Raw genomic sequence first — 26379 nt, 5'->3', positions numbered from 1 at the left:
AAGATGAATCAAAACCGTAAAATCCTCATGACTTGTGCTCTCCCCTACGCCAATGGATACATCCATTTGGGTCACTTGGTGGAATATCTTCAAGCTGACTTTTGGGCACGCTTTCAACGCATGAGAGGCCATGAGTGCACATACATCTGTGCTGATGACACGCATGGAACACCGATCATGGTGAAAGCTCGTGAGATGGGTATTACTCCAGAAGCTTTGATCGCAAAAAGCTATGAGGAGCACACAAAGGATTTTGCGGATTTCCAAGTTGAGTTTTCTTTGTACGGCTCTACGAACTCGCAAGAGAACAAAGCTCTTTGTGAATTCTTCTATCAAAAAATGGTAGAAGGCGGCCATACACGCACACAAAAAATTCAGCAGCTTTACTGTAACCACGACAAAATGTTCCTTCCTGATCGTTTTGTGAAAGGCACGTGCCCTAAGTGTGGAGCGAAAGAACAGTATGGCGACTCTTGTGACGTGTGCGGTTCGACTTATTCACCCAGTGATATGAAAGACGTTCACTGTTCTTTGTGCGGAACAACTCCGGTTCTTAAAGACAGTGAGAGTATTTTCTTTAAACTGAATGACTTTAAAAAATATCTTGAAGAGTGGATTCCTCAGCATTGTTCTTCTGAAATTTCCAAGAAGATGCTGGAGTGGTTTAACGAAGATCTTCATGATTTGGATATCTCTCGTGATGAGCCTTACTTTGGCTTTGCGATTCCAGGCACAAACAATAAAAAATTCTTCTATGTTTGGGTGGATGCTCCGATGGGATATATGTCCACGACTGAACAGTGGGCAAAAAAGAATGGCAAGTCCTTGAAAGACGTATGGCAAGACCCTAGCCGTGAAGTTTATCACTTTATCGGTAAAGATATTGCGCGCTTCCATACGATCTTTTGGCCTGCTTTCTTAAAAGCGGCGGACTTCAGATCTCCGAATCAAGTGTTCGTTCACGGTCACTTGATGGTGAATGGCGAGAAGATGTCTAAGTCTAAAGGGACATTCATCGCGGCTCGTACTTATTTAAATCACCTCAATCCTGAATATCTGCGCTACTACTATTCAACGAAACTGAATAGCTCTGTGGATGATATCGATTTGAATCTTGAGGATTTCGTGAATCGCGTAAATTCCGAGCTTGTGGGTAAGATCACAAACTTGGGTTCTCGTGGCGGCCAAATGCTTAAGAAGAAAATGGACGGCATGATGAGTGAGCCTGATGCAGAAGGTGCAAAACTGATTGCTCACGGTCAGAAAACGGCGGAAAGCATTACTGCTCACTATGAAGCTCGTGATTTTGCGAAAGCGATCAATGAGATTCGCTCTTTGGCTGATGATGCAAATAAATACTTTGATGAAAAGGCTCCATGGAAAACATTGGAGTCTGATCCTGCAGGCACTAAGCAAGTTATCACAACGACTTTGAATATGTTTAGACTGCTTGCGATTTATTTGAAGCCAGTTCTGCCTTTCTATACAGAGAAAGTGTCAAAACTTTTGGGTGAAAAAGATTATCAGTGGTCTGATATTCAAACGGTTCTTAAGAATCGTCCTATCAACGACTACGAACATCTTGCCACTCGCGTAGAGGCTGACAAAGTCAAAGCGATGGTTGAAGAAAGTCGTAAGATCAACGAAGAGATTCAAGCAGCTAAGGCCGCACTTGCGGGCAGTGCCGGAGCGCCGAAGAGCGCGCAGGCTGGAGCAGCTCCAAAGACAGCAGCTACTTCCGATAAGCCTGCTGAAATTGAATTCCCTGATTTTGAAAAAGTCGATTTGCGTATTGGTCAAGTTGTCGAAGCTGAAGAAATCAAAGAAGCAGATAAACTTCTTCGTTTGAAAGTCGATATTGGCCAAGGCGAAATTCGTCAGATCATTTCTGGTATCAAGGCGGCTTATACGCCTGAACAGCTTTTAGGACGTAAAGTTTTGGTTTGCGTGAATTTAAAACCGCGCAAAATGAAATTCGGAATGTCTGAAGGTATGATCTTGGCAGCGGGCTCTGGCGGCAGTGATTTGTTTGTTCTTTCTGCAGACGAAGGGGCTCAAGTCGGCCAACGAGTGAAGTAATGAGTCTTTCACCGCAGGAGAAAAAATCGCTTGAAGAAATTCATAGGCTCTTTTTAGAGCTTGAAAAGTCGAGTGATTTTTCGTCTCCTGCCCTACAAAGTCTAAAAGATAAAATCAAAGATCTTAAAAATTTTGAAAATCCTGATGTGTCTCGTCTTGCGGAGTTGGAAAAACATCTGACTCCCGAGATGACGCTGAAACATTTTGTAAGCTTTGCGATTCCTTTTGAACGTCTTCTTCATAAAAATCTGCAAGATGATGATTTTCTGATTATTGAAAATGATAAAAACGAAACGGCGGAAGAGCGTCTTCCGTTGGTTTTTGTTTTAGATAATATCCGCTCCGCATTTAACGTTGGCTCTATTTTTAGAACAGCAGAATGCCTGGGTGCTGAGAAAATTTATCTTTGCGGTTACACTCCTAATCCCACTCAGTGGAAAGTTGAAAAGACCGCCATGGGAACACAGGAGTATCTTTCCTGGGAAGAAGCTCCGAAGCTTTTAGAATGTCTTGAAGAGCTTAAGGATGAAGGATACCGCATTGTTGCGCTTGAGACTGCGGCAAGTGCTGTGGATCTTTATGAGCCTTTTGAAACGGAAGCCACGGCTTTTGTTTTAGGCAATGAGCGCTTTGGCCTTGATCCTGAAATTTTAAAAGTGATTGATGAAGTTCGTATTGTGCCTTTGCGGGGGCGCAAGAACTCTTTGAATGTGGGTGTGACCGCCGCGATTGCTGGATTTGAATGGATGCGACAATGGCGCCAAAAGAAATAACTTTCGCACCTATTGGTTTTTTTCATAGCAATCAAGTGCAACCCTATGAAGCTGGAAGACAGCCTGACGAGTTTCATTCTGAAGGCCTTATTGAACTTGAAGCGGGTCACAACTTTGAACAGGCTCTTACGGGGCTTGATGGTTGCGAACGCATTTGGGTGATATTTAGTTTCCATCATAATCCGCATTGGAATCCTATGGTGCTGCCTCCGCGCGGACGTGACACCAAGATCGGTGTATTTGCGACTCGCTCCCCCTACCGTCCCAACTCTATTGGTATGAGTTGTGTGAAGGTTCTGCGTATTGAAAAATTAAAAATCCATGTGGCCGGAGCCGATCTTCTAGATGGCAGTCCGATTTTAGATATTAAGCCTTATGTGGCTTATGCGGATTCGTTTCCAGGTGTGGAACCTCTTTGGTTGCAAGACTCAACCAAGCACTCTGTGAGTTTTTCTGAAAAAGCTCTTGAGCAATTGGATTTCTTGGAATCTTTGGGCGTTTCTCAACTTAAAAGTTTTTTGCAGCATCAGTTAGAATATGAACCGAAAAATTCAAAGAAGAAACGCGTTAAGGCTGAGGGTGATGGTTTCGTCATTGCCTATCGCACTTGGCGAGCCGTGTTTTCTTTAAATGACACGCACGTTGCTGTAGAAAAGATTTTTTCTGGATACAGTGAAGAGGATCTGCAGAATCAAGACGATCCTTATTCAGATAAAGACATTCATCGAAAGTTTAAGACGCTTTTTCCGTCTCTTGCGTAGAAGTCTCCGAAAGAGTTCCCACGAGCTGTGTTTTTACGTAAAGATACAAAGGCAAGAACCCTGCAAATCTCGCAACTGATCCTAAGATAAAGACCATGTAGTAACTTGTGATTTTTTCTCCGAAGAACCACAAGAATTTACCGCCGATATAAGTTCCTAGAATGATCGCCAAAGAATTCAGAAGATTGTAAACCGTTAAAACAGGAACTTTTTCTTCTTGTTTTAAATCTTTAAAGAAGATCAAAGAAAGACCGACTTCCACAAACGCCCAGGCAAAACCACTTACGAACTGCAAAGCAAAAATAAAAACCGAATTGCTGCTAACAGCCCACATGGCCGGAAGTGGAACAATGGCGCCAGCACCCAGCACTAATAAACTAAATCCCGAAGCATTCCCGCGGAAGCGATCAATCAGACTTAGCGCTAAGATTTTTCCGACGAAAAGAATTCCAATTGCTGTCATGTAAGTGCCATAGTCCATCTTCACTTGCGCCAGCATATAAGGCGTCACAAAGGGAGAAGAAACAAACACGGCCGCCTGAAATGGCGCTAAGAAAAAGAAAAATTGGCGTTTTGAAGTATTCGCCCAAAACACTTTCCACGAAGCTCTGAAGCCAAGCTTCGGTTCACGAGTCCACTTGGGATCAAAATACTGCGACGATAAAATAAATGAAGAAATCAACCGGCAGCCGAAAGCAAAAATAAAAAGCATCGTGAAAACAGACGAGAAAGGTCCGATTTCCACTTTATTGTGAAGGGCCACACCTCCACCGATAAGACCGATTAAAATACCAAATTGCGAAACTCGCGAGCGCTTGGAAAAGTAACGGTTCCCCTCTTCGACTTGCACCAAGCGGCCCATCCAGTAATTCCATGCAGGACCTGCCGCAAACCCCGATCCCCAGTACAAAGTTAAAATAAAAAACAAAGTCCAAAAATTGGGAGCACGCGTAGCTGAAAAATAAATTAGCGGAATAAAGGTCAATGCTTGAAGAGTTGTCGAAGCGACAACCCAATGCTTGTGAGATTGCACTCTTTGTAAGCCGCGCGGAGTGAGAAGTTGTAAGAAGGCGCCGCTCACAATCGGAAGGGTCGATAGAACTCCTGCAAAGATCTCCCCCATGCCGATAGATAAAGAATAAGCCGGCAAGTAGGTCTCGCCGGCTCCAATCATGAGAGAGCAAAGAAAGGCGTCAAATAGACTTAAGCGTAAACTCTTTTCTCTCATGAAAACGATCAGTGTCCTTTTCTAGCTTTCTTGCGCATTTCTTTTGCGCTTGCCACTTCTTCTTTGCATGAAGCAGAAAGTTCTTCTTTATGTTCTTTCATGCATTTCATGATGCGACCTTTTCCTGGTTGCACTTCACCGCAGAATTTTTCTACGTCGTCATGACAAGCTTCTTTCATTTCCTTCATGTGCCCTTTCATTTTGTCCATGTGGGCTTTACATTCGCCAGACACTTTGTCTTTGTTTTCTTTCATGCATTTCGCAATGGCGCCACCGCCATGCTCAACACCGGCACACAATGTCTCACGATCTTTCGCGCATGGCCCCTCTTCGTGAGCCATCGACAAGGAACCAAAACCTAAAACCAACGCACAAACTACAATCAGTCTTCCCATGTTGTTTTCCTCCTAGGAGACTTTATTGTAGTCATAGATTTTTTTAAGAAACAAAGTCCTCGAGGTCCTGCTTCAGCTTACACGCCCTTCGGCGTTCCAGCTCTGCCGGCGTCCGCCGCCGGACCTAAGTTTATGTAAGGTGAATCGCTCCCATGGTTAAAGTTGCAAAGAAGGACGCAACTATAAGACACCAGAGGTAGCTAAAAAGGATAAAAACTCCGTCCTTTTCCATATAGCCAATAGCACTTAAAACTATAGCAATCACAGGAACAGTATTGGAAAAAGGTATAGGTAACGGCAACGCTAAAAGGAATGCATTCACCACGACCACGATCAGATTCAAAATACGAAAGAACCAATGGTCGTGCAGGAAAATCATGCGCTGTTTTATTATTTTGGAAGCATGTTTCCAGATCTTCTCTGCCACTTCAGAAATCTTTAAAAGAACTTCAGATGAAATCTTGAGATTTTCAAATTTCTTGGGAAGCCATGGCGGGCGATTGAGATACAGAAAAAACGCCACGATAGCCACCAGAAGCCCTAGCGGGGTGGAGAGTCCTGGAATCGGAATCGGCTGCATGAATGGCAGACAAAGGAAAAGCATAAGCATGGCGTGCCCCTCTTCTCCGAGGAGCTGAAAAATCCGGTGCAAAGTGAGATCCCCTCGCGAGGCCTCTTCTTGCAAAAGATCCATGGCGGCAATAAATCGACTTTTCAATTTGCCTTCCTTCGTCGCAAACTTTATCAATAGACATTCAATTGACAGTACTATTCTAAAGGACCGCGTATGGATTGGAAGATTTTTGCGAGCACTTTTATCACTATTTTTTTAGCAGAGATGGGAGACAAGACACAGTTTGCAGCTCTCGCTGCTTCTTCACAGTCTAAATCGACTTTAACAGTGATGATTGCCGTTGTTTTGGCATTGGGTCTAGCGGGTGCGTTAGGTGTTATCTTTGGTCGCTTCTTGGGAACTCTGCTGAATCCACAAATCATGAAATACGTTTCTGGAACGTTGTTCATTCTTGTGGGTATTTGGGTTTTAACAGCGAAGGGTTAGTTAATAATTGCAGTACTGAGATCTATCGGTATTGAAACCGCGAAGAGCATCCCTTAAGCGAAAGCGGATTCTCTTTCCGCTTAAGTTTGTTGAGTTGATATTCACGGAATATGTGAAGTCCAAATAGTATCGACCTTGTCTTGTAATCACATGGCCTGATCCTAAATTTTCAAATGAAATTTCGCCCGTTGCTGAATCAACTTGGTAGCTGCCTGAAAACTCCGTATCAAATACTGTCGTAGCGTCTGTATTTGCAAACTCGCGATAACGAACATCGTAAGTGCCGTTTTTATTGAGATAAAGTTCGGACTGCCCTACTAGAACATTTTGCGGGTCCGTCCAAAGCATAATGCCCGATGCTTGAAGAACTTTGAAAACCAAATCCCCATTTTCGCACGTGCCGTCTGTTTGGTAGTACATCTCTTCAGGAATCCAGATTTGTTCAGAAGGAGAGAGACTGTAAGAAAGGTCTCCGCATGAAGTTAGAATAAGAGAAAAAAATATTCCTGAAAGTGCCTGATGTGTTCTTCTCATGAAGTCATTTAAAGATACATGAGTGTGACTTGTCATAGAGAATTAAACACTTTGGTCTCTCGTCTTGGTCTTGTTTATTACAGATGTTGAAGGAATACCAAGTTAAGAGAGTAAAAAATAAAAAACCCATAGCCGAGGCTATGGGTTTTATTATGTTTGGTTCGCTGACGGACTAAATAGTCGCGATCAACTGAGCGATCAACAAAGATACGACAGACATAACTTTGATCAAGATCGCGATACCAGGACCTGAAGTATCTTTGAACGGGTCACCGACAGTGTCACCAACGACAGCTGCTTTGTGAGCGTCAGAACCTTTTGGATGACCTGGCAATCCACCTTTTTCGATGAATTTCTTAGCGTTGTCCCATGCTCCACCGGCATTCGCCATGTAAAGAGACAATGTCGCACCAACAGCCAAACCACCAGCAAGAAGACCTGCAAGAGCTTGAGGGCCCAAGATGAAGCCAACTGCTACTGGAGCAAGGATAGCGATCATACCTGGCAAGATCATTTCAAACAAAGCCGCTTGAGTTGCGATGTCTACGATCTTAGCTGGTTGTGGTTCCGCTTTACCCTCACGAAGACCTGGGATTTCTTTGAATTGACGAGCGATTTCAACAACGATTTTTTGAGCCGCTTTACCAACTGCAGTCATAGTTGTTGAACCAACTAGGAACGGAAGGATCGAACCGATCAAGATACCGATCAAAACGCCAGAAGAAGTTAGATCCAAAGACATTGCTGCCAAACCTGCTTGCGTACGAACATGGTTTACTTCCATGTTGAATGCAGAGAAGAGAGCAAGAACAGTCAAGATCGCAGAACCGATCGCAAAACCCTTACCGATAGCTGCTGTTGTGTTACCAACGGCATCTAGTTCGTCAGTGATGTCACGAACGTTTTTACCAAGACCTGACATTTCAGAGATACCACCCGCGTTGTCAGCGATTGGACCGTAAGCATCTACAGTCATAACAACTGCAGTACCTGCCAACATACCAACGGCAGCAATAGCAATACCGTAAAGACCCAAAGCTTGGTCTGCAATATAAGCTGCAGCAACAACGATGATCATTGGGATTGCCGTTGATTCCATACCTACTGCCAAACCACGGATCACACCAGTACCCGCACCAGTCAATGCTGCTTCAGCAACAAGACGGATTGGACGAGCCGCTGTGTAGTACTCAGTGATAAGACCGATCAATGCTCCACCAAATGCACCCGCTGCCAAAGCAACAGTCACAGATTGGCTGATACCGAACATTGGCATCACGATGAAAGACGCGATTGTCAAAAGAATCGGTGGAACGATCAAAGCGTTACGAAGAACTGTCGCAGGTTTTCCGTTTTTGAAAACACGAGCTGCGAAGATCACGATGATAGAGATCACAAGACCCAAAGTTGAAAGCAACAATGGCAAAGTGACACCCGCTGTGCGAGCTGCTTCTGCGTCTCCACCAGTTACTAGTGAAGTCAATTTCTCTGCTGGGATTGTCAAAGCAATCGCCATTGCAGAAACGATCGCTGCAACCATGGATTCATAAATGTCTGCGCCCATACCTGCAACGTCACCCACGTTATCACCTACGTTATCTGCGATAACGCCTGGATTGCGTGGATCGTCTTCAGGAATGTTCTCTACAACTTTACCCGCGATATCCGCACCAACGTCAGCGGCTTTAGTATAGATACCACCACCGATACGAGCGAAAAGAGCGATAGAAGAAGCACCCACTGCGAAGGAGTGAAGAATAGTTCCAACGTGCTCAGTGCCTTTGAAGCACATGTAAAGCGCGCCAAGACCGATCAAGCCAAGACCTGCAACGGACAAACCCATCACAGCTCCACCATCAAGAGCGACAAGCAAAGCCGCTGCTTTAGAACCAGTCGTTGCTGCTTGAGATGTACGAACGTTTGCATATGTAGCGGCTTTCATACCGAAGAAGCCCGCTAGCAAAGACAAGAATGCGCCGAGGATGAAAGATCCCGCTGCGATTCCGCCTAGAGCGTACCAAAGAGCCAAGCCTACGACGATTGCGTAGACAGTCAAAACCTTGTACTCACGCACAAGGAAAGCCATTGCGCCTTCACGAACGTAGCCCGCGATGCGATTCATTGTCTCGTTACCAGATGGTTGCGCCTTCACGCGAAGGTACAAAGCCAAAGCAACGATCAAACCAACCACCCCAGCAATCGCCGGAGAAATTAGCAAAGATTCACTAAACATTGTTGCACTCCATGTTTGATTTCTCGTTTAAATTACGAAGGCTTAGAGATACCCGTCTTCATTGCAATTAGTCAATCTGGAGTACGAGGCACTTCAATCGAAGTGCGCCGCATTAAAAGATTTTAGGAGCGATGAACGCGAAGAAAAATCCGATGAGGAAAACAAGAACTGATAGAATATAGACGCGAGAAGAGAACTTTCTGCCCGAAATACAGGCATCTCGGAGTTCCGGATCAATGGGACACGGAGCGTTGCGGTTTTTCCAAAGAAGAAATCCGTTAAATGCCAACATTACTCCGGCGAACACGAAAACTGTGAGCTTATTTTCGGAAATCCAAATAAGTCCCGGGACATTTCCAGCAAGGCCCGCAAGGACAGCTCCCATGCCAAGGCTTACTAGTAACGCAGGCAAAGCGCAGCAGATCAGTGTGCCCGTTGAACTAAACAGCGTAAGAAACGTAAAAAACTTATTTGTTGAAGCTAGCTTCATATCCTGCTTCTTTCAAAAGAGTTTGGATTTTTTCGTGAGTCATCTTCTGCCCGTCTTTGTAGGTGAGCTTTACGAATTTGTTTTCAAGACTGACATCGACGTTGGCAACTTCAGGTTGTTCTTTAAACTTTTTCGTGATGCCTTGAGCGCAGAAAGAGCACACCATACCTTTAACGCCAACGGTTTCAACTTCTCCTGCGAAAGAGGTTGCTGTTGCGAAAAGGATCGTTAGAGAGAGAATGAGTTTTTTCATAGTTACTCCTTAAAAATGAACCATATAATTAAAAGCCCAACCGCCGCCGATGGTGGCACCCAGTTCAATCATCGCGTTCTTGTAAAACAGACGAATGAATTGTGTCGTTTCTATGGCCTTGTCGTTTTCTTTATCGAACTGAACAATCAGCCACGTATTGAGTTCACTGAATTCTGCTAAGTAAGGAGCGACGCCGAGTCGTCCTTTAATGTGTTCATAGTCTGTGCGATCTGCTTTGTCAGAATCCTGACGGAAAAATTTATTATACTGAACAGAGGTGTAGTACTTGCGTGACTCCCAGTCAGCTTCGATGGAACCCAGCGCGACTCCCTTAGTTTCATCATAAGATCTATCGCTTCCGTAGCCTGCACTTAAATAAATATTTCCCTGCGAATCGTCGTTGTTCCAGCGCTTTGCGAGAAAGTTTATTCGCGGAATCGTAAATTCAAAATTTTCCATTTTAAAATAATTAAGACCGAGCGCCCATTGACGGTCAAAAGAGTACGTCAGTAAAACTTCGTTCTCTTTTTCTTTATTATAAGACATGAGGGACACAGCTCCTTGAAAAGAAACCGGATGTGCGTGAGCTGTGACGGCGCCACTTAATAGTACAAAAATTCCAAGTATCAATTTATTCATGTTCTCATTTCCTTGTTGTGCGCGCCTTCAACTATCATTAGGATGAAGCCAACTTGGTTGTGACAAACGGATGAAAAAAAATCTGCAAGAACTAACAGACGAAGAGTTACTCATTAAATTGTCCGAGGGCGAATATAAGGCCTTGGACCATCTTTATTTGAGACACTCTGGTCGTATTCTAAGCTATGCCCACCGCCGCGGTCTTCCGACAGAACGCGCGGAAGATTTATTGCAGATTGTATTTATGCAGCTTCATCGCAAAAAACATCTCTATGACCCTCGCCATTCGGCCTTAGCCTGGATTTACGTCATTACGCGAAGTGAGCTTAAAGATTATAGAAACCGCGAAATTAAGGACTTTGCCGAGTGGGATGATTCCTTGTCACAAACCGACGGGGCCGCTCCTATATTAGAGACGAAGGATGAAGCTCAAGCCTTGCTCAATGAGCTTAAACCCCGCGAGCAAGAAGTGATGAAGCTTCGTTATTTGGATGAACTTGAGTACAACGAAATTGCAGAAATATTGAAAGAATCGGAAAGCAATATTCGTCAAATCGTGAGTCGCAGTTTGCGTTTGTTGCGCAACCGACTTCAGGCTCGTAAGCTGAAGCAGAAGGAGGAATAATATGAAAGACGTTAAAAAAGATTTTGAGTCTTTTGTGAATGATCCGGCAGAGACTGCTGGTTCCTCTTTTGTTCTTTCTAAGATTCATGAACAATTACAAAAAGAGCTTCCTTCCGCTTGGGCTGTCGCAACGAAGTTGGGCTTTGCACATCTATTAGGTTCGTTTGTCACTTTGATGAGTTGTTCGCAGTTTGGCGTGCAGCTCTTTTTCGATGGCGGCGGACTCATGCACTACTTTATGAAGATCAGTCCGCAATTCTGTAACGTCTTCTGTGGCGCTCTTTATCTTTCGATTTCATTCTTAATGGCGCGTGTGATTTTAAAACGTGACGAATGGTTGATGATTTTGCGCTCCCGCGTTTTAAGTATTTCAACTTTGGCTTTGGTCTCTTTGGGCGGCTTAGCTCTTGTGAGCCACGAAGTAACTTTTGAGGCGGGCCTTTTGTGGCTCTTTGGAGCGGCTTTAGGAGGAGAACTCGTGACTCTTGTAAAATCTCCTACCCTTTGGCTTGCGCAGAAGACTTCTAAAAAATAACCCTGTGCTATTTCTTGCCTTCATAGACCTTTAAAAGTATGCCATGGGGTATGAAAACATGGCTTTCTTTTGCACTTCTTTTTATCTCTTTAAGCTCCCCGGCTTTTGCAAAATCGCGCATCGCTTTTTTAGAGCTTTATGATCGCAACGGCGAGCTTGTTCAATACGAACCCGGCGGAAGATTTTCTCACACGGCCATTCAGTTTGATGAGATTGGTGACAAGTGGCTCAACGCTTATCCGGGTGAAGGTGTCGCGATTATTTCTTGGGAAGAGCTTCAACATCGTGGCGTCGTCGCTGACATTGTTGAGATCCCGGTGGATGTGCATGTATCGCAAGTAAAACCCTACATGGGCCGTCCTTTTGATTTCTGGTATTCATGGAGTGATGATGCTTTTTACTGCACGGAGCTGATTGGAAAACTTTTGGGAGTTCCAACGCATCCAATGAAGTTTAACAAAAAAGTTTGGCCGAAGCATTATTGGCAGCTGGAAGGCACTCCAGGTTTGTCGCCTGATGAGCTTTGGAAGTGGGCGCGGGAACTCAATAACACTTCAAAGAATTAACCAACCCTTGTTGCGAATAACTTAATATTAGTTCGTCCTGAGTAACCAAGGTAAATCTATTCTTCCTCGCGGTAGCAACTATGAGTCTATCCGCTGGGTCCCCATGAAAGCCTCCCGGCAAGCGAGTTGATTCAACCGCGACCTCAGGCGAAATTGGAACTATTTCGAGTTTTAATTTTTCAACAGAGTGCTGAATCCAATCAAGACAAGGCTCAGTCAAAGCAATCTTCCCTTTAGCTTCAAGCATAGCTATTTCCCATGTAGAAATGGCCGAGATCGCCAAAGTTCCATCCTGGAAAGCCTTATCGATGATTTTACGAGAAGATCCCTTGGCCATTTTTTCAAAACCTGTAGCGATCCAAATCCAAGCATGAGTATCAAGAAGAAGAACACTACTTTTCATCGGCATTCCACTTTTCGCCTGTAGACTTAACTATGTCGCCTTTTATTTCCGCTGTTCCATCCATAACTCCAAAGGGGCTTTGGATCGTCTCATCAACTTCGTCTTGCGCAGGAACCAACTTAGCTACGGGCTTTCCGTGCTTCGTAATCGTGACCGCTTGTCCGTATTTTTTTACACGATCCATAAGCATAAGACATTGAGCCTTAAACTCTCCGGCAGGTATTTTTTTTGCCATAGCGATCTCCTTAAAAGACTATGGTCATAATATCATGGTCATATTTATTTTGCCACTGAAAAATCCAGTCTACAGAAAGCAGCTAAGCCTACGGACTTGTTTGCAATTTAAGTTTTATTTCTAAAGGAAAATGGTCGGAGCTTACAACTGTGTGATGCACTCGGGCCTTAACCACGTCGAAACCTCTGACGAAGACATGATCCAGCTTAAGCACTCGGCCGTCGTCGTCGAGATCTAGGTGTTCTAGATTTAAATCTCTGAAAATACTTTTCATGATCATGTAGCGTTTGAAATTCCAAGTGTTGAAATCTCCGGCCAAAACTATAGGTCCTTTGAATTCAGAAATTTTTTCTGCGATTTCATAAAGGGAATTTGTGAAGGCTCCCAATGTTACGAAATTTAAAACGTGTGTGCACACGAATAAAACTTTCGTACCTGCGAAATCATATTCATTAAAAAGTGTGAGCTTTGGGGTGAGCCAAAAGAATTCTCTCGTTTTTGCGCGAATAAAATCCACCGCTTGCGGGCGAAGTCTTGAACCGATGGCTACGCCAGTGCTTGAAAGATCTTTTTTATAGTGAAAGCTCTGCGCAAGATGCCACTCGTAAGAGGAGAAATTCTCTTTCCAAAGTTTGGGCATGCGCTGATCTAAAATCGCCTCTTGCAGAAGAATAAAATCCTTTCCTTCTCCAAGACGTCGAAAATCATTTTCAAAAATATGCGCTTTTTGTCCCTTATAGACATTCCATACGAAGATATCAAACTCTGACGGAGCCACGGGAGGCGTGACAAGCTCTCCGTCGCCGATCTTGAGTAAGACTTTTTCTTTCGCTGGTACGATATAAGGAACCATTTTTCTTACTTCACCTTGCTTAAATAAGTTTCGTCCACTGTCGCTACTTGCAAACCTTGTGCTTCTTGGCGCTCTTGTTCTGCAAGCAACGTAGAAAGATAACGTTCTGTTGTACTTGGAATAATCACAACGATCCACTTGCCGCGATTTTCTTCGCGCGAGGCTTGTCTTAAACCTGCGGCAATCGCGGCTCCCGAAGAAATCCCCACAGGAATGCCTTCGGTCTTAATCACTTCCCGAGCCATTTTCATAGACTCTTCCGAAGAAACTTGCTCTACGCCATCAACGACAGAGCGATCCATCACGCTTGGAATAAATCCCGCACCGAGTCCTTGAATTTTGTGAGGACCCGGTTTTCCTCCAGAGAGCACAGGGCTTTCTGTAGGCTCGACCGCGATCATTTTTACACTGGGTTTTTTCGCTTTTAGAATTTGTCCGACGCCGGTGATGGTCCCTGAAGTACCGACTCCACTGATGACCATATCTACTTTGCCGTCGGTGTCGTTCCAAATTTCCATCGCCGTCGTTTCTTTGTGAATCGCGGGATTGGCGGCATTATCGAACTGTCCTGCCATCCAGGCGTTCGGAGTTTTATCCATGAGTTCCATCGCCTTTGCGATCGCCCCCTTCATTCCCAAAGGTCCCGGCGTGAGGATGATTTTTGCTCCCAACATTAAGAGCAAAGTTCTGCGCTCTTGTGACATTGTTTCTGGCATCGTCAAAGTGATTTGATAACCTTTAGCTGCGGCCACAAATGCCAACGCAATCCCCGTGTTGCCGCTTGTGGGTTCGATGATTTGCATACCGGGTTTTAGTTTGCCTGAGCGCTCCGCATCTTCAATCATCGCAAGACCGATGCGATCTTTGACGGACGCTAAAGGATTAAAAAATTCAAGCTTAAGAAGTAATTTTCCTGGCAACCCCTTCCCGATTCTTTGCATTTCGACCAAGGGGGTTTGACCAATCGTCTTCGTGATATCAGAATATACTTTCATAAATGTGCCCATTCTGGTGAGAGGTAGCCGTTCATCTATGATACTCCTCTCTGTCAGAGGAGCAAAGCAAACTGTGTTCGATTTCTGTCAATAAAAAGGGGTTTTCTTATGGCGACTCAACCTTATACTAGCTCTGTGACAAGCCACTGTTTCCGTTTGAGACCGGGCCAAGACCTCAAAAAAGAGCTTCTTTATTATTGCCAGTTGCACCACCTCCACGCGGCCTGCGTCGTGAGTTCCGTCGGAAGCCTTACTAAAGCGCACATTCGCCTGTCGGGAGGCAAAGACGTCGTCGAATTCCAAGGACCATTTGAGATCGTTTCTTTAACCGGCACGGTGGGCACGAGCGGTGTGCATTTGCATATCTCTGTCGCGAACTTTGAAGGTGACGTGATTGGTGGACACTTGATGGATGGCTCTGAGATTCACACGACCGCTGAGATTATGTTGTTGGAGAATCAGGATTTGATGTTCACCCGTGAGCAGGATGGGCATACGGGGTATAGGGAGTTGATTATTAAGCAGAGATAAATGGCTTCCACTCTTTGAGCCAATCGTTTTTAAACAAATCTTTTGGGTCGCATTTGTAAAAAGATTTTCTGTCTTTTAAATTTGAGAATTTATTTTTTGCTTTGGGAGTTTTCTTTTTTATCGATGCCTCGCAGATCTATATTCTTCGCCTTTCTCTTCTTCTAAAACTACTGCTTTCACAATAACCTCAGAAATACTGGCCATTAAATCTGCCTTTGATGACAATTCATAAAATTGACCATCAATCATAATAACAACATTTTTGGATGGTAATTTACTAATAAAAAACTCTTTTAGAACACGTGAGTTACGACTCTCTAAAACTCCGTGCTGTTTTCGCCATTTACTAACGGTGCTTTCATCAACCTCTAACGCATTGGCAATTTCACTCTGAGTAACTTGAAAATACCTTCTCAAGAGCTCTAACTCTTCATAGAGAAGAGGTTTTGTTATATCTGATAAAATCTCTTTACACACAATTGCATATAAACGTTTATACTCAGTTGCTGAAATCGTTCTACCTTTATCGAAAGGACTTATAGTGAAGACAACTGTCGGCAAAACTCGTTCTCTGCCAGCAATAAGCATTTTGTAGTCATGTTCGATTTCTGTACTTAATTTTTTTCTTTTAAGTTCCATGCTTTCCATCACTCGCAAGGTTTATGACACATATTCGCGCGCTGATATCTTTCCGTCAGCGGAACGTGACTCACGAGAACATTATTCGGCTCAACCTCATAAAGCTCTTTCAGAGCCTGATGATATTTTTCGCAATTCACATATCCCTCATTAGTATCGGCCAAAAACATGAAAAATTCAAGATTATTGATTTTTTCATTATTATAAGCATTTTATGCCAAATCAGACGCCTCAGGATGAAAGCTACACCTGATAGTCATTTTTTAGTTTATATGTAAATTATGTGTAAATTTCAAGGTTTTATTTCAGAGAGAAAAGAGGTATTTACGAAACGTGAACCTTATAGTTCAAACCCGCCTGAGTTAATTGATCTTGAAGAGCTAGCTGAATAAATCTGTCTTCAGCAAATCCCAGGATTTGTGCAAATCGAGCTGCACGCTCTGGACTGACGGACTTTCTTAATCTTGTGTATTTTGACTAAGCTTTCGACAACAGAACTCGGTTTGAAACATGCCAACAAGAAAATCTGGCATCATTAATAGGCCTTGGCATAATCAAACAGCGGAGGGACTTCATGACGAAGCTTTTCTTTATATTCATTCTATTAATTTCTCTTCTTGGAATTCAACACGCTCACGCTGAGGCCGCATTAGGAGCTGTGATCGGAGACCCAACAGGTATCTCCGGAAGACTGGGCATGGATGGCCAGCACTCTTTAGAAGGTGCTCTTGCCTATTCAACGGGACACTATGAAGGTTTGCATGTGCACGCCACCTATCTTTGGGATCATGCGCGTTCATTTGCGACTTCCGAGGGGCCGATTGAATTGTATTATGGTCTTGGCGTTCGATTGATTAGCATCAACGGTGGCAAGCACGATGGCGAGATTGCTTTGGGACCTCGTGCTCCTCTTGGACTTCTTTATAATTTTCATAATCCCAATGTAGAGATTTTTGGAGAGGTGTCTTTGGCGATGGATTTAGTGCCGAAGACCGATGTTGATTTGGATGTGGGGATTGGGGTGCGGGTGAGGTTTTGAGCGTCACCCGGCTTTTTTCTTTAACTTTAGCCCTGGGATTACTTTGCGGATTTCTTCGACGTCTACCAAATGCCCATTGATATATCCATGGATGACCGAGCTCAAAAGCGTTTGATACGGAATGCCTTTTTTTTCTGCGACACTTTTAAAGCCGTCAAAATCTTCCAGTGTCAATCTTGCCGTAAACTTAGCTTCCTTCTTAGATTTTTCCTGACGAAGCAGTTCATTTCGAGCACGAACTGCCGCTATCTTCTCACGACCAGCACTTTTCCATTGTTCAAAATTTTCTTCTATCTCTTTTTTGGTAGGAACTTTGTTTTTCTTCATAGTCCGTATTCCTTCTTCAATTTTCTACTACGGTACATGGTTATATAACGATCCGGATTGCTTCCCGAAATTACTGCCCAGACATAATCTTTGAAGTAGTAGACTTCTATATACTGCTCTGGATAACTTGGATTCTCGCGGACATCCAAAAGAACGCCCTCGATCACTACTTCCTCAATAAGATAACCACGGAGCTTCTGTATCTTCCTGCTTTTCGTGGGGTTAACCTTCTTCATGCATTATACCTTTTTGTATGGCTATTAGCCATACATTTATAAATATTCATTTTTAAAGGTATTTTGCATACTTGGTACCAACCTCACGCTCTCACCGCTTTCAATATTCGGAATACGCTATCCGAAGAACGGAGCATCTTTGACACACCACAAGCACTAAAAATCTGGAATATTCCCCTTTAAACACCTAAACTACTTCATGTATGTTCACAAAAAAATTTAGCCTCGCGGCTACTTTCTGTTTTTGCATGTCAGCCCTGCTTTTCATCTTAAGCCTTTGGGGAAGAACCATTCATATTGATGATGTATGGCTTGCTGAATATTCGTTCTGGCTGAACAAACTGGGTTACGTAAAATCGGAAGCCATGCGCGGTTTTTATACCGCAGAAAAACAACTGTTCGTCTATCACAAGCTTTTTCATATCCAAGGAGCTTGGCTTATTCACTGGTTTGGCTTTAAACCCTATGTTTTAAAAGCACTAAGTCTTTTATATATCTTAGCAAGCCTCCCGCTACTTTCGATGATTTACAATAAAGGTTCTCAGTCTAAAAAATATGTTTTGCTTTTGTTTGCACTCTTTTTAGCATTCTTCCACACCATGAATTTGGGTTTCGTGTTTCGCCCCGAAGCCCATCTGGTTTTCTGGGGGCTCTTAAGCTACCTGCTCTTAGATGCTTACTTTGATTTGCAAAAAAAATGGCTTCTTATTGCATCTGCATTTGTTTCCGGAGTTGGAATTGCAACTCATCTAAATGGCGTCGTATTCACGGGAGCCGCCGTCTTGCTACTATGGATATACCGTAAATGGTGGGCGGGATTTTTCTATGGCGTCATTGCAACTTGGGGACTTCTTTTCTTCTTTACTTATGACGTAAGGTCTTTTGATGACCTCCACCAACTTTATCTGCAGCTTACAAACTGGAGAGATGTCGCTACTGGAAAATATGGATGGGAATCGCTCCTCAGAGTGTTCTCAGAAACCGCTCGCTATTTTCACAGTCCTCCGGAAATGATTTACTCGCTGATGCTGCTGTTGCTTTTGATACCGGCAAGAAAGCATCTTATTCAATCCCATAAACGAGTTTTATATTATACGGGTCTTCTTTCTTTGTGCGTGGCCCAAGTTACCCACGGAAACAATACTAACTATTTGATGTACGCTTTACCGTTCTTATTACTGTTAGCGGTATGGTCTTTCGAAAGTCTTTTGAGAGAGAGACGATCCACCCTCGCATGGGCAGCAGTTGCAATTTTCTTAATTGGATCCTGGGGATATGATATTTCGAAATTCTGGGGAAAAGATATAGAGATTGCTCACGCTGATTTTGCAGAGCTTGAACGTGTTGCACAGCTACTTCCGACAAATGCCAATGTTCTTTCTCCACACGAATTAATTTTTCCTGGCGTCGAAAAGTTCCGAATTCAATCTTTTATCAATTATCGAGACAACGTCGAAAAACAGCTTCTTCCCGCAACGGCAGAAGCGCTCTTTTCAGAGGCTCAAAAATTCGATATCGAGTATGTTGTGGTTAATGAAAGCAATAAAGATTTTTTCCATATCTCCGAAACAAGCTATGGTCCATACAGTTTATTGCCCGAGCAGCCTTTTAAAAAGCACTGGATCTACAAAAGGACTCATCAAGAGACTAAAAATTAATTCGACGATCCTCAACAACCAAAGGTCCTTTTCTAACCTGATTGTGAATAGAAGCGACGTACTCGCCAACTAAAGCGATAAAAAAGAGTTGGATTCCGCTTAGCAAAAACAAACCAATCATCAAACTTGCCATACCGGGATTCACGTGCGAACGACCATTCACAAAGAATAGAATCACCAAAAAAGCAGCATAACCAAGGCTTAACAACGACATCAAAAAACCAAAAATAAGACCAACACGGATAGGTACGGTCGTTGAAGATACGATTCCATTCAAGGCAAGATCAAAGAGCAACCCTAAACGCCCTTTCGCCTCCCCTTTTTCACGCGCCTTCATAAAGTACTTAACACCGATTGACTTGAAACCACACTGAGCAATCAAACCGCGCAAGTAAGGCTCGTAATCATCAAAAAGCTTTAAAGCCTCAACAACTTTACGATCAATAAGTTGAAACTCCCCTGCATCCAAAGGAATTTTGGCCTTGGAAAAACGGTTTACAAATTTGTAGTAAAGCTTTCTTGCGCTTTCGATAAGAAACGACTCATCCCTTTTATCGCGCTGACCATAGACAACTTTGTAGCCCTTTTCCCAATACTCGATAAATGTAGGAATCAACTCAGGAGGATCTTGCAAATCCGCTGGCATCATTGGAATTACGGCGTCTCCACGAGAGCTAATAACGCCATTAAACATAGATCTTAGGAAACCAAAATTGTTTGCATTCACAATGACTTTCACTCGTGAATCTTGCGCGGCAATTTTTTCCAGTTCCTCGACTGTTTTATCTCCCGACGCGTTGTCGCAGAAAATATGCTCATAGTCATAATCTTTCAATTTCGTCTCGAAAAGACTTTTGATCGCCTCATAGCAATCCTGAACGTTTTCTTGTTCATTAAAGCAAGGAGTAACAACGCTAACTAGTTTTCTGTTTGACATGATTAAAAGCCTAACTATAGATTTTCAATGCGAAACTTATAAAAGTTTATTTAGTTCTAACAGAGAAAAGGACGACATGAAAGCAGTTATTTTGGCTGGTGGTCTCGGAACACGCCTTAGCGAAGAAACCTCCCTTCGCCCAAAGCCTATGGTTGAAATCGGCGGAAGACCCATTCTATGGCACATAATGAAAATGTATTCTCATTATGGCATCAACGATTTCATTATTTGTCTTGGATATAAAGGCTACATGATCAAAGACTTCTTTTTGAACTACAGTGCTCACATGAGCGATCTCACGGTTGACCTTTCGACAAATGAAGCTTCTTTTCATAACAACAGAAGCGAGCCTTGGAAAGTCACACTCGTCGACACAGGCGAAAACACAATGACTGGTGGACGTCTTAAAAGACTTCGAGAACATTTGAAAAACGAAGAAACATTCTGCATGACCTATGGTGACGGAGTTTGTGACGTCAACATCACAGAGCTGATTGAAGCGCATAAAAAGCACGGCAAGATGGCAACGCTGACGGCCGTTCAGCCCGCCGAACGTTACGGTGTTTTAGAGTTTGATGATCACAATCGAATCTCATCATTCAAAGAGAAGCCAGCCAACACTCACACTTACATCAACGGTGGGTTCTTTGTTCTTTCCAATCAAGTTTTTGAGCACATCGCTGGCGATTCGATTATGTGGGAAAGAGAACCGCTTGAAACAATTGCTCGCAAGGAAAATCTCTACGCCTATAAACACTCTGGATTCTGGCAGTGCATGGATACTCTTCGCGACAAAATGTTACTTGAAGACCTTATCAGAACAGGAAAAGCACCTTGGATAAAATGGACTTAAGATCTTTCTATAATGGAAAAAAGGTTCTCGTCACTGGACATACCGGCTTTAAAGGCTCGTGGTTAAGTTGGTTGCTTTTAGATCTTGGGGCAAAAGTTGTCGGCTACTCAAAAGCACCGATTGATTACCGCGGAAATCATTTTAATTTGACAAATCTCTCGAAAGAAATGGCTTCCTACGAAGGCAACACTCTTGATTTTGAAAAATTTCAGAATGTTATTAAATCTGAAAAACCAGAGATCGTTCTTCATTTAGCAGCTCAGCCTATTGTCAATGTTTCCTACGAAGACCCTGTCGAGACATTTCAATCCAACGCTATGGGAACTATTCACCTTTTAGAAATCATGAGAAAAACGGATTTCATAAAAACAGGTGTCTTCATCACAAGTGACAAGTGTTACGAAAATCAAGAATGGCTCTGGCCTTACAGAGAAACCGAAACCTTGGGTGGTCACGATCCTTATTCAGCCAGTAAGGCCATGGCTGAAATCGCGATTTCAGCTTACTATCGCTCTTACTTTAAGAAAACGGGCGCTGGAGTCGCTTCAGCACGTGCCGGAAACGTCATTGGCGGTGGAGATTTTGCGAAAGACCGCATTATTCCTGACATCGTTCAAGCAATGGATGAAAAACGTCCCGTTGTTCTTCGCAATCCTCAGGCCGTGCGCCCTTGGCAGCATGTCTTAGATGTCGCTCGTGGATACTTAACTCTCGGAATGCATTGTCACTTAAATCCATCCGAACACTCAACTCCCTACAATTTGGCACCACAGGGAGTTTTAAATAAGCACAATGTTCTCTACATCACCAAAAAATTTATTGAAGTTCTTGGCCATGGAGAATTTCAAATTGATCCCGCATCTGGAAAGTTTCACGAAGCAAATCTTTTAAGACTTGATCCTAGTAAAGCCATGGAGTTTTTAGGTTGGACTCCAACTTTTACTCCGGATGAAACTGTCTCTTTCACGGCTGCATGGTATGGTGAGTTTTTAAAGAACAAAGAGAACCTAAAATCTGTCACGCTAAGACAGATTCAGGAATACTTAAAGCTAAGTGAGGGATAATGAAAGTTTTTGTTACAGGAGCCACCGGTGGCATTGGCCCCTTCGTGGTTCAAGAACTATTAAAACAAAACTTTCAAGTCGCTTGCTTGGCAAGAGATCCTAGCAAGCTCAAACAAAATGTAACAGCCATTCAAGGTGATCTTTTAGACATTCCAAAAATCGAAGAAGCCTTTGCGAATTTTAAACCAGACACAATTGTTCACTTGGGATGGATCGGTGTTGATAAAACCGCAAAGGGAAACGATTCACAAATCGTGAACTTGCAAGCGGCTGTGGATCTGCTCAAGCTTGCACAAAAGTGTTCAGTTAAAAATTTTATCGGAATGGGATCTGAAGCTGAGTACGGTGTTCACAACAAGAAAATTGATGAATCAGCGAAGACTCTTCCGCTCACAAAGTACGCCATCGCCAAACTTGCAACTGGTCTTCTTTGCGAAAAAATCTGCAAGGATCACGGAATTAATTTTGCGTGGCTGCGATTGTTTTCTTCGTATGGCCCTGGGGACCGTCCCGGCTCGTTGATGTCTATACTTATTCAAACCTTATTAAAAAAAGAGCCGATGAAGCTATCCGAGTGCATTCAAGTTTGGGACTATGTGCATGCGAGAGACATTGGAAGACTTATCGCAATGATGGCACCTGAGGTGAAGGAATCTGGGTTTTATAATTTAGGTGGCGGACAAGCGCAGCCTATCAAAAATGTTGTTTTGAAAATTGCGAGCTTAATTGATCCCGCAGCAGAGCTTCAGTTTGGCGCTATTCCTTATGGCGTGAATCAGAATATGCATTTGGAGGCGGATATTTCGAAGCTTAAGAGGGTTTATGGGTGGGAGCCGGTTGTGGGGCTTGATGAGGGACTCAAGGAGACTGTTCGGCATTTTTTTAAATAACTAAGAACAATCTCTCGTTTCCTGATTCGGCTTATTGAATTTTAAGCTCCCAAAGTTCGACATCATCATCAGATAACACTTCGCTAAACTTAAGTTTCCTGAGCAACTTTCTCATGGTATTGACGCGAACTTGGTCAGCTTTCAAACTCAATTCTTTCTGTATTGTGATACCCTTCCCCTTAGCATCTGCAATCAATTCCTCCAAAAGAAGTTCCTCAAGTCCTTTATTTTCTACCGACGCTGTCACCTTAGAAATTTTGTATACACCTTTGTCATCTGTGATAGCCGTCAAATCAGAATGGCAGTTATCATAGTTATCCATATACTTCGCATATATTTTTACAGATTTTTTCCAAACTCCAGTCAGCGTGAAAGACACCTTTGGAGGAGACGGAGCGACATATTGTGAAATTTTGCCCGTTTGCACCAAGGTTTTAAAGCGGTCATAACAAGGATCAGGGTCTTTACTTGAGTCGTGGATATATTTATCATCATTCATCCAGACAAAATGAACGATATTTTCCTGCTTTAGAACCTCATAGAAAATACGATATTGGCTTAAAACATCAGCAGCCTTGTACTGACCTGTTCCTTTCTTATAGTCATCTCTATTTTCAGGATCAAGCAGCACGGCCGACACTGCCTTTAGGGCATTTTCATACCTCTGCTTCTCTTTTTTATTCCCCTTTTGCAATCGCAGAAGCTCCACTTTCAAATCGGCAGAATAAGCCTTTTTCCACATAATACGTCCTATACTGAGATAAACTCGCCTAACGACTCACTTGTGCATACGTTATTGACACATAGTACCGATTTTCGTCTAGATTTGCAATTATTTCATGATACTTTGTGCTAAAAAATCAATAAAAAGCTAAATTTTTGGATAAAAATACCGTTATTATGTATATATCCATAAACCTTAGAGGTAGGAAATGGCAAAAATGAATAATGAGCTTACCGTCAAAGATATCGTAAACAGTCTAGAACAGGCACTGAACTGCTCTCAGAAGTTTATTGCTCAATGTGCCGGGGTCGCCGAAAACACCATCTCTTTGAATCTGGATAAAAAAATCAAAGAGGTCGCAACTAAAAAAACAGGTCGACGACTTCTTGGCCTTTATGAAGCCGTTCACGCTCTTTCCTCGAACGCAGTTTCCTCAGTTGCTATTCACGAAGCCATTTCGGAGCATGTTTTTGAGGATTTAGAAGGAAATGCTGATTCTGTCATCTCAGCTCTTTCATCGGATAAATATCCTCGCTCTGTTTTAGTGAATATTGCAAAGCTGGGACTACAGCAGTACGTCGAAAAACTTCAAGCACGTGATAAAGTCTACCCAGCATTCAAAGAGACTGTCACTGCTCTAAGAGCGTAACTTCCCGTAAAGCACCAATCCCTACTATTCCCTTCGGACCGCATTGACAACCAAGCGGTCCCATCTTCTGAGCGACCATATCTTCAAAATAAAATTCAACTTTAATCCCACCATCTCTGCTGCCGCAGTCTATAATCGCAAAATTTCTTTCAGAACGATAAAAGATATTGAAGGCTTCCATCGTTAAATCACCAACTTGAGGCTCTCTAATTTCTTTTGTTGTCGTCAACATCTCTGCTCTGTGATTCATCGGCTCATAGGTTATCGGAGAAGATACAATTTGCGGAATTCGCACAACACTGTCCTTAGATTTTGCCGACACCATAGAAAGCCCACCTGTGTGAATATCTCCGGATAAAATATAGGGGATGATTTTTCCTTTTCTATCTAAAATGAGTTTCAAAAATTTATGTAACTCCCCTCTATTAACCTCGGAACTCCAGCCATCTTTAACGTCATCGTCAATTCCCGCAGCTTCGTCTAACAAGTTAAGAGACTCAAGAAAGGCCACGATTAGATAAAATAAACTCAACAACAAAGCCACTGTGTTTATTAAGTGTCCCCACTGCGGTTCTCTGTCAGGGAATCCAGTCCACGCAAGAGCCGCAACGGTGCCCAGTGCTAGAAGCGCCAACACAATTGCACGAAGCTTGGGCCACTTAGATTTATTTAACAAAGACACCACATAACCACCAACAACAAGAGACAAAGCCGCCGCTAAAACCTCCCAGTTATCCAAGAACACATTTGGAATGACACTCTTAAATTCTTGTAAGTAATCACCAACTGAATACCATGCATTCTCGCGCATTAGATTTAGAAGTATCGCCGCCGAAGCCAGCCCCCCGAAAATTCCTCCTGCGAACATCATAAGTTTATGCACTGTTTTGGAGTTCTTTTTATTATTACGAAAATACTCACTAATCAGAAAAAACAACGCTAGAAAAAAAAGAACTATTGAAGATCCAAAATGGGCCCCGGCCTTCGATGGAATTTGAGTTGAAAGGAACAACATAGCAAAAAAGGAAAACCACACAAGAGCCTTAATCAAACGACTTCCGGGCAATTTCTCAATCCAACGCAAAGTATTCCAAAGGTAGTTTGCAAACTCTGCAATATTCCCTTCCGTGTATTCATCCATTCGGAAATAGGTCACTGGAGAAACGAAGAAGTGACGCTTCCCATTTTTTGTACGAGAAGTCCTTTCCTCGAGTTGAGTCCAAGCGTCATCTCCCATAAGGATACCCTGAAAACTATTTCTTTCGGATCGTAAATCCAAGATATGGAAGTGATCGCCATTAACCTCCACAGATGTAGAGAAGTTTTGAATTTCGCCTACTTTAAATTTTATTTTGCTTGGATTACGAACAGCCTGCATTTCATAAAAAGCCTGAGTGAGTTTTTTTCGATATTCACTAAAGATCCCTTCTTCTTTTCCACTCTTATTAAACTGGTCATTGCGGGAACCGAAGCCATCTAGAAGATCATGATCATCCCACATCAGAAATGACGGGATTCGGGAAATAACTCTCAGATATGCAGGATCACTCCAAAACTTGTAGTATACATCATAGATTGATTCTGAATTTGCGTTCGCAAGCTTTCCCTCGAAAGCTTTATCCATATAAACTTGGTCACCTGCTAACACTACAAAATCTACATCGTCTTTTTCTACCCTCTCCGCGAGCACATTCCACATATTGAAGGTACTTCCGACAGAAGCTTTTTCCTTTGTGATTCTTTCTTCCCAGGTATCGACACCATGACAGCTTACAAGAGCGAAGCGGTTACTATTTTCAACTCCACTTAGAGTTTTAAAGCTGTATCCCTCTTTTGTTACATTCGGAAGAAGCTCACCGTTTATGAAGATTTCGTATCGATATTTAGTGCCGGGATTCAACCTGTCGACATTGGTTATAAAAACATTGTAAACAGAATTTTCAAGACGCTGAAACTTAATAAGGTTTGCCGATCCCTCAATTTTTATTTCAACTTTAACGTCTTCGAATGGACCGGGCCCAAACGCCAACCAAAATCCCATCGAAGATGTTGTTGGTTTCATTAGAGCAGGTCCCAAGATTTTTGTAATTTGTTTCAAGGTGTGCCTCCGGAAGTTTCCTTTTAATGATATTCGGCGGAAGCATTAAAATAAATATGTTTACCGATTGCTGCGAG

32 protein-coding genes are annotated in these 26379 nt (G+C 43.0%); 14 read left to right on the top strand and 18 right to left on the bottom strand.

Features of this window, described 5'->3' with window-relative positions:
* Positions 1-3 precede the first annotated feature (3 nt).
* Genes metG through tsaA form a run of 3 tightly spaced genes read left to right on the top strand, consistent with a single transcriptional unit; the run spans position 4 to position 3613 of the window.
* Entirely contained in the window at positions 4-2079 is a 2076-nt protein-coding gene (gene metG, locus AAAA78_RS08020; protein ID WP_445291999.1) for a methionine--tRNA ligase, read from the top strand.
* A complete protein-coding gene (locus tag AAAA78_RS08015; protein WP_340591295.1) occupies positions 2079-2852 on the top strand; it encodes an RNA methyltransferase in 774 nt (257 codons plus the stop codon). The genes metG and AAAA78_RS08015 overlap by 1 nt, the downstream gene beginning before the upstream one ends.
* A complete protein-coding gene (gene tsaA / locus AAAA78_RS08010) occupies positions 2834-3613 on the top strand; it encodes a tRNA (N6-threonylcarbamoyladenosine(37)-N6)-methyltransferase TrmO (protein ID WP_340591294.1) in 780 nt (259 codons plus the stop codon). Before AAAA78_RS08015 ends, tsaA begins: the two co-directional genes overlap by 19 nt.
* Here the strand turns inward: tsaA and AAAA78_RS08005 are convergent.
* The 3 genes from AAAA78_RS08005 to AAAA78_RS07995 form a co-directional block, all read right to left on the bottom strand.
* Positions 3585-4841 (bottom strand): MFS transporter, encoded by a 1257-nt coding sequence (locus tag AAAA78_RS08005; RefSeq protein ID WP_340591292.1) that lies wholly within the window; start codon positions 4839-4841, stop codon positions 3585-3587. The genes tsaA and AAAA78_RS08005 overlap by 29 nt on opposite strands.
* 8 nt (positions 4842-4849) lie before the next feature.
* Positions 4850-5236 carry a cysteine rich repeat-containing protein gene (locus tag AAAA78_RS08000; protein ID WP_340591290.1) on the bottom strand — a complete coding sequence of 129 codons (387 nt, stop codon included), beginning with the start codon at positions 5234-5236 and terminating at the stop codon, positions 4850-4852.
* Positions 5237-5366: 130 nt separating this feature from the next.
* The gene (locus AAAA78_RS07995) at positions 5367-5930 is read right to left on the bottom strand and encodes an exopolysaccharide biosynthesis protein (protein WP_340591288.1); all 564 of its coding nucleotides are present in this window, start codon (positions 5928-5930) and stop codon (positions 5367-5369) included.
* A gap of 93 nt (positions 5931-6023) precedes the next feature.
* Here AAAA78_RS07995 and AAAA78_RS07990 point away from each other — a divergent pair, with 93 nt between their 5' ends.
* Complete coding sequence (locus AAAA78_RS07990) at positions 6024-6296, top strand: TMEM165/GDT1 family protein (RefSeq protein ID WP_295905328.1); 273 nt, start codon at positions 6024-6026, stop codon at positions 6294-6296.
* On the opposite strand, the gene AAAA78_RS07985 is transcribed toward AAAA78_RS07990, so the two are convergent.
* From AAAA78_RS07985 to AAAA78_RS07965, 5 genes are all read right to left on the bottom strand, one after another.
* Entirely contained in the window at positions 6297-6830 is a 534-nt protein-coding gene (locus AAAA78_RS07985) for a hypothetical protein (protein ID WP_340591286.1), read from the bottom strand.
* Positions 6831-7002: 172 nt separating this feature from the next.
* Positions 7003-9063: a sodium-translocating pyrophosphatase gene (locus AAAA78_RS07980; protein ID WP_340591285.1), complete on the bottom strand. Its 2061-nt coding sequence runs from the start codon at positions 9061-9063 to the stop codon at positions 7003-7005.
* A 112-nt stretch (positions 9064-9175) separates the two neighbouring features.
* Entirely contained in the window at positions 9176-9553 is a 378-nt protein-coding gene (locus AAAA78_RS07975; protein WP_340591283.1) for a hypothetical protein, read from the bottom strand.
* Positions 9531-9806 (bottom strand): heavy-metal-associated domain-containing protein, encoded by a 276-nt coding sequence (locus AAAA78_RS07970; protein ID WP_340591282.1) that lies wholly within the window; start codon positions 9804-9806, stop codon positions 9531-9533. The genes AAAA78_RS07975 and AAAA78_RS07970 overlap by 23 nt, the downstream gene beginning before the upstream one ends.
* A 9-nt stretch (positions 9807-9815) precedes the next feature.
* Complete coding sequence (locus AAAA78_RS07965) at positions 9816-10445, bottom strand: hypothetical protein (RefSeq protein ID WP_340591280.1); 630 nt, start codon at positions 10443-10445, stop codon at positions 9816-9818.
* A gap of 70 nt (positions 10446-10515) precedes the next feature.
* On the opposite strand from AAAA78_RS07965, the gene AAAA78_RS07960 reads away from it, so the two are divergent.
* Genes AAAA78_RS07960 through AAAA78_RS07950 form a run of 3 tightly spaced genes read left to right on the top strand, consistent with a single transcriptional unit; the run spans position 10516 to position 12171 of the window.
* On the top strand, positions 10516-11070 hold the full coding sequence (locus AAAA78_RS07960; protein ID WP_340591278.1) for an RNA polymerase sigma factor: 555 nt from the start codon (positions 10516-10518) through the stop codon (positions 11068-11070).
* A gap of 1 nt (position 11071) precedes the next feature.
* On the top strand, positions 11072-11605 hold the full coding sequence (locus AAAA78_RS07955) for a hypothetical protein (protein ID WP_340591277.1): 534 nt from the start codon (positions 11072-11074) through the stop codon (positions 11603-11605).
* A 50-nt stretch (positions 11606-11655) separates the two neighbouring features.
* Positions 11656-12171 (top strand): hypothetical protein, encoded by a 516-nt coding sequence (locus AAAA78_RS07950; RefSeq protein WP_340591276.1) that lies wholly within the window; start codon positions 11656-11658, stop codon positions 12169-12171.
* Here AAAA78_RS07950 and AAAA78_RS07945 read toward each other — a convergent pair.
* The 4 genes from AAAA78_RS07945 to cysK form a co-directional block, all read right to left on the bottom strand.
* Positions 12149-12574: a type II toxin-antitoxin system VapC family toxin gene (locus AAAA78_RS07945; RefSeq protein ID WP_340591274.1), complete on the bottom strand. Its 426-nt coding sequence runs from the start codon at positions 12572-12574 to the stop codon at positions 12149-12151. The genes AAAA78_RS07950 and AAAA78_RS07945 overlap by 23 nt on opposite strands.
* Positions 12564-12809, bottom strand: coding sequence for a type II toxin-antitoxin system Phd/YefM family antitoxin (locus AAAA78_RS07940; protein WP_340591272.1), 246 nt, complete (start codon positions 12807-12809; stop codon positions 12564-12566). Before AAAA78_RS07940 ends, AAAA78_RS07945 begins: the two co-directional genes overlap by 11 nt.
* 88 nt (positions 12810-12897) lie before the next feature.
* Positions 12898-13662 carry an endonuclease/exonuclease/phosphatase family protein gene (locus tag AAAA78_RS07935; protein WP_340591270.1) on the bottom strand — a complete coding sequence of 255 codons (765 nt, stop codon included), beginning with the start codon at positions 13660-13662 and terminating at the stop codon, positions 12898-12900.
* Positions 13663-13667: 5 nt separating this feature from the next.
* Complete coding sequence (cysK, locus tag AAAA78_RS07930) at positions 13668-14657, bottom strand: cysteine synthase A (protein WP_340591269.1); 990 nt, start codon at positions 14655-14657, stop codon at positions 13668-13670.
* A gap of 108 nt (positions 14658-14765) precedes the next feature.
* Between cysK and AAAA78_RS07925 the strand changes: the two genes are divergently transcribed.
* Positions 14766-15188 (top strand): PPC domain-containing DNA-binding protein, encoded by a 423-nt coding sequence (locus AAAA78_RS07925; RefSeq protein WP_340591267.1) that lies wholly within the window; start codon positions 14766-14768, stop codon positions 15186-15188.
* Between the two features lie 117 nt (positions 15189-15305).
* Here the strand turns inward: AAAA78_RS07925 and AAAA78_RS07920 are convergent, their stop codons facing one another.
* Positions 15306-15827, bottom strand: coding sequence for a hypothetical protein (locus AAAA78_RS07920; protein WP_340591266.1), 522 nt, complete (start codon positions 15825-15827; stop codon positions 15306-15308).
* A gap of 574 nt (positions 15828-16401) precedes the next feature.
* On the opposite strand from AAAA78_RS07920, the gene AAAA78_RS07915 reads away from it, so the two are divergent.
* Positions 16402-16866, top strand: a complete 465-nt coding sequence (locus AAAA78_RS07915; protein WP_340591265.1) for a hypothetical protein — start codon at positions 16402-16404, stop codon at positions 16864-16866.
* Positions 16867-16869: 3 nt separating this feature from the next.
* Here the strand turns inward: AAAA78_RS07915 and AAAA78_RS07910 are convergent, their stop codons facing one another.
* Positions 16870-17193 (bottom strand): hypothetical protein, encoded by a 324-nt coding sequence (locus AAAA78_RS07910; protein ID WP_340591263.1) that lies wholly within the window; start codon positions 17191-17193, stop codon positions 16870-16872.
* Positions 17190-17429, bottom strand: a complete 240-nt coding sequence (locus tag AAAA78_RS07905) for a hypothetical protein (RefSeq protein ID WP_340591262.1) — start codon at positions 17427-17429, stop codon at positions 17190-17192. The genes AAAA78_RS07910 and AAAA78_RS07905 overlap by 4 nt, the downstream gene beginning before the upstream one ends.
* Before the next feature lie 248 nt (positions 17430-17677).
* Between AAAA78_RS07905 and AAAA78_RS07900 the strand changes: the two genes are divergently transcribed.
* Positions 17678-19087 carry a hypothetical protein gene (locus tag AAAA78_RS07900; RefSeq protein ID WP_340591261.1) on the top strand — a complete coding sequence of 470 codons (1410 nt, stop codon included), beginning with the start codon at positions 17678-17680 and terminating at the stop codon, positions 19085-19087.
* Here the strand turns inward: AAAA78_RS07900 and AAAA78_RS07895 are convergent.
* On the bottom strand, positions 19077-20024 hold the full coding sequence (locus AAAA78_RS07895; protein ID WP_340591260.1) for a glycosyltransferase family 2 protein: 948 nt from the start codon (positions 20022-20024) through the stop codon (positions 19077-19079). The genes AAAA78_RS07900 and AAAA78_RS07895 overlap by 11 nt on opposite strands.
* A 76-nt stretch (positions 20025-20100) precedes the next feature.
* On the opposite strand from AAAA78_RS07895, the gene rfbF reads away from it, so the two are divergent.
* From rfbF to AAAA78_RS07880, 3 genes are read left to right on the top strand one after another with little or no spacing between them, the layout of a single operon-like run.
* The gene (gene rfbF / locus AAAA78_RS07890; RefSeq protein ID WP_340591258.1) at positions 20101-20877 is read left to right on the top strand and encodes a glucose-1-phosphate cytidylyltransferase; all 777 of its coding nucleotides are present in this window, start codon (positions 20101-20103) and stop codon (positions 20875-20877) included.
* On the top strand, positions 20868-21941 hold the full coding sequence (gene rfbG, locus AAAA78_RS07885) for a CDP-glucose 4,6-dehydratase (protein WP_340593634.1): 1074 nt from the start codon (positions 20868-20870) through the stop codon (positions 21939-21941). Before rfbF ends, rfbG begins: the two co-directional genes overlap by 10 nt.
* Positions 21941-22831, top strand: coding sequence for an NAD-dependent epimerase/dehydratase family protein (locus AAAA78_RS07880; protein ID WP_340591257.1), 891 nt, complete (start codon positions 21941-21943; stop codon positions 22829-22831). The genes rfbG and AAAA78_RS07880 overlap by 1 nt, the downstream gene beginning before the upstream one ends.
* Positions 22832-22862: 31 nt before the next feature.
* On the opposite strand, the gene AAAA78_RS07875 is transcribed toward AAAA78_RS07880, so the two are convergent.
* Positions 22863-23546: a hypothetical protein gene (locus tag AAAA78_RS07875; RefSeq protein ID WP_340591255.1), complete on the bottom strand. Its 684-nt coding sequence runs from the start codon at positions 23544-23546 to the stop codon at positions 22863-22865.
* Positions 23547-23763: 217 nt separating this feature from the next.
* On the opposite strand from AAAA78_RS07875, the gene AAAA78_RS07870 reads away from it, so the two are divergent.
* On the top strand, positions 23764-24204 hold the full coding sequence (locus AAAA78_RS07870; protein ID WP_340591254.1) for a hypothetical protein: 441 nt from the start codon (positions 23764-23766) through the stop codon (positions 24202-24204).
* Here the strand turns inward: AAAA78_RS07870 and AAAA78_RS07865 are convergent.
* On the bottom strand, positions 24185-26302 hold the full coding sequence (locus AAAA78_RS07865) for an alkaline phosphatase D family protein (protein WP_340591252.1): 2118 nt from the start codon (positions 26300-26302) through the stop codon (positions 24185-24187). The two genes, AAAA78_RS07870 and AAAA78_RS07865, sit on opposite strands and share 20 nt — an antisense overlap.
* Positions 26303-26379: the final 77 nt, after the last annotated feature.

This window comes from Bdellovibrio sp. BCCA, assembly GCF_037996825.1.
Classification (GTDB): domain Bacteria; phylum Bdellovibrionota; class Bdellovibrionia; order Bdellovibrionales; family Bdellovibrionaceae; genus Bdellovibrio.
The sequence above is the reverse complement of the archived record's forward strand: the minus strand, read 5'-3'. Positions and strand labels throughout refer to the sequence as shown.

Excerpts from the sequence above, each read along its gene's own strand:
- metG (WP_445291999.1), top strand. The coding sequence starts at position 4 with ATGAATCAAAACCGTAAAATCCTCATGACTTGTGCTCTCCCCTACGCC.
- AAAA78_RS08015 (WP_340591295.1), top strand. The coding sequence starts at position 2,079 with ATGAGTCTTTCACCGCAGGAGAAAAAATCGCTTGAAGAAATTCATAGG.
- tsaA (WP_340591294.1), top strand. The coding sequence starts at position 2,834 with ATGGCGCCAAAAGAAATAACTTTCGCACCTATTGGTTTTTTTCATAGC.
- AAAA78_RS08005 (WP_340591292.1), bottom strand. The coding sequence starts at position 4,841 with ATGAGAGAAAAGAGTTTACGCTTAAGTCTATTTGACGCCTTTCTTTGC.
- AAAA78_RS08000 (WP_340591290.1), bottom strand. The coding sequence starts at position 5,236 with ATGGGAAGACTGATTGTAGTTTGTGCGTTGGTTTTAGGTTTTGGTTCC.
- AAAA78_RS07995 (WP_340591288.1), bottom strand. The coding sequence starts at position 5,930 with ATGGATCTTTTGCAAGAAGAGGCCTCGCGAGGGGATCTCACTTTGCAC.
- AAAA78_RS07990 (WP_295905328.1), top strand. The coding sequence starts at position 6,024 with ATGGATTGGAAGATTTTTGCGAGCACTTTTATCACTATTTTTTTAGCA.
- AAAA78_RS07985 (WP_340591286.1), bottom strand. The coding sequence starts at position 6,830 with ATGAGAAGAACACATCAGGCACTTTCAGGAATATTTTTTTCTCTTATT.
- AAAA78_RS07980 (WP_340591285.1), bottom strand. The coding sequence starts at position 9,063 with ATGTTTAGTGAATCTTTGCTAATTTCTCCGGCGATTGCTGGGGTGGTT.
- AAAA78_RS07975 (WP_340591283.1), bottom strand. The coding sequence starts at position 9,553 with ATGAAGCTAGCTTCAACAAATAAGTTTTTTACGTTTCTTACGCTGTTT.
- AAAA78_RS07970 (WP_340591282.1), bottom strand. The coding sequence starts at position 9,806 with ATGAAAAAACTCATTCTCTCTCTAACGATCCTTTTCGCAACAGCAACC.
- AAAA78_RS07965 (WP_340591280.1), bottom strand. The coding sequence starts at position 10,445 with ATGAATAAATTGATACTTGGAATTTTTGTACTATTAAGTGGCGCCGTC.
- AAAA78_RS07960 (WP_340591278.1), top strand. The coding sequence starts at position 10,516 with ATGAAAAAAAATCTGCAAGAACTAACAGACGAAGAGTTACTCATTAAA.
- AAAA78_RS07955 (WP_340591277.1), top strand. The coding sequence starts at position 11,072 with ATGAAAGACGTTAAAAAAGATTTTGAGTCTTTTGTGAATGATCCGGCA.
- AAAA78_RS07950 (WP_340591276.1), top strand. The coding sequence starts at position 11,656 with ATGAAAACATGGCTTTCTTTTGCACTTCTTTTTATCTCTTTAAGCTCC.
- AAAA78_RS07945 (WP_340591274.1), bottom strand. The coding sequence starts at position 12,574 with ATGAAAAGTAGTGTTCTTCTTCTTGATACTCATGCTTGGATTTGGATC.
- AAAA78_RS07940 (WP_340591272.1), bottom strand. The coding sequence starts at position 12,809 with ATGGCAAAAAAAATACCTGCCGGAGAGTTTAAGGCTCAATGTCTTATG.
- AAAA78_RS07935 (WP_340591270.1), bottom strand. The coding sequence starts at position 13,662 with ATGGTTCCTTATATCGTACCAGCGAAAGAAAAAGTCTTACTCAAGATC.
- cysK (WP_340591269.1), bottom strand. The coding sequence starts at position 14,657 with ATGAAAGTATATTCTGATATCACGAAGACGATTGGTCAAACCCCCTTG.
- AAAA78_RS07925 (WP_340591267.1), top strand. The coding sequence starts at position 14,766 with ATGGCGACTCAACCTTATACTAGCTCTGTGACAAGCCACTGTTTCCGT.
- AAAA78_RS07920 (WP_340591266.1), bottom strand. The coding sequence starts at position 15,827 with ATGGAACTTAAAAGAAAAAAATTAAGTACAGAAATCGAACATGACTAC.
- AAAA78_RS07915 (WP_340591265.1), top strand. The coding sequence starts at position 16,402 with ATGACGAAGCTTTTCTTTATATTCATTCTATTAATTTCTCTTCTTGGA.
- AAAA78_RS07910 (WP_340591263.1), bottom strand. The coding sequence starts at position 17,193 with ATGAAGAAAAACAAAGTTCCTACCAAAAAAGAGATAGAAGAAAATTTT.
- AAAA78_RS07905 (WP_340591262.1), bottom strand. The coding sequence starts at position 17,429 with ATGAAGAAGGTTAACCCCACGAAAAGCAGGAAGATACAGAAGCTCCGT.
- AAAA78_RS07900 (WP_340591261.1), top strand. The coding sequence starts at position 17,678 with ATGTCAGCCCTGCTTTTCATCTTAAGCCTTTGGGGAAGAACCATTCAT.
- AAAA78_RS07895 (WP_340591260.1), bottom strand. The coding sequence starts at position 20,024 with ATGTCAAACAGAAAACTAGTTAGCGTTGTTACTCCTTGCTTTAATGAA.
- rfbF (WP_340591258.1), top strand. The coding sequence starts at position 20,101 with ATGAAAGCAGTTATTTTGGCTGGTGGTCTCGGAACACGCCTTAGCGAA.
- rfbG (WP_340593634.1), top strand. The coding sequence starts at position 20,868 with ATGGACTTAAGATCTTTCTATAATGGAAAAAAGGTTCTCGTCACTGGA.
- AAAA78_RS07880 (WP_340591257.1), top strand. The coding sequence starts at position 21,941 with ATGAAAGTTTTTGTTACAGGAGCCACCGGTGGCATTGGCCCCTTCGTG.
- AAAA78_RS07870 (WP_340591254.1), top strand. The coding sequence starts at position 23,764 with ATGGCAAAAATGAATAATGAGCTTACCGTCAAAGATATCGTAAACAGT.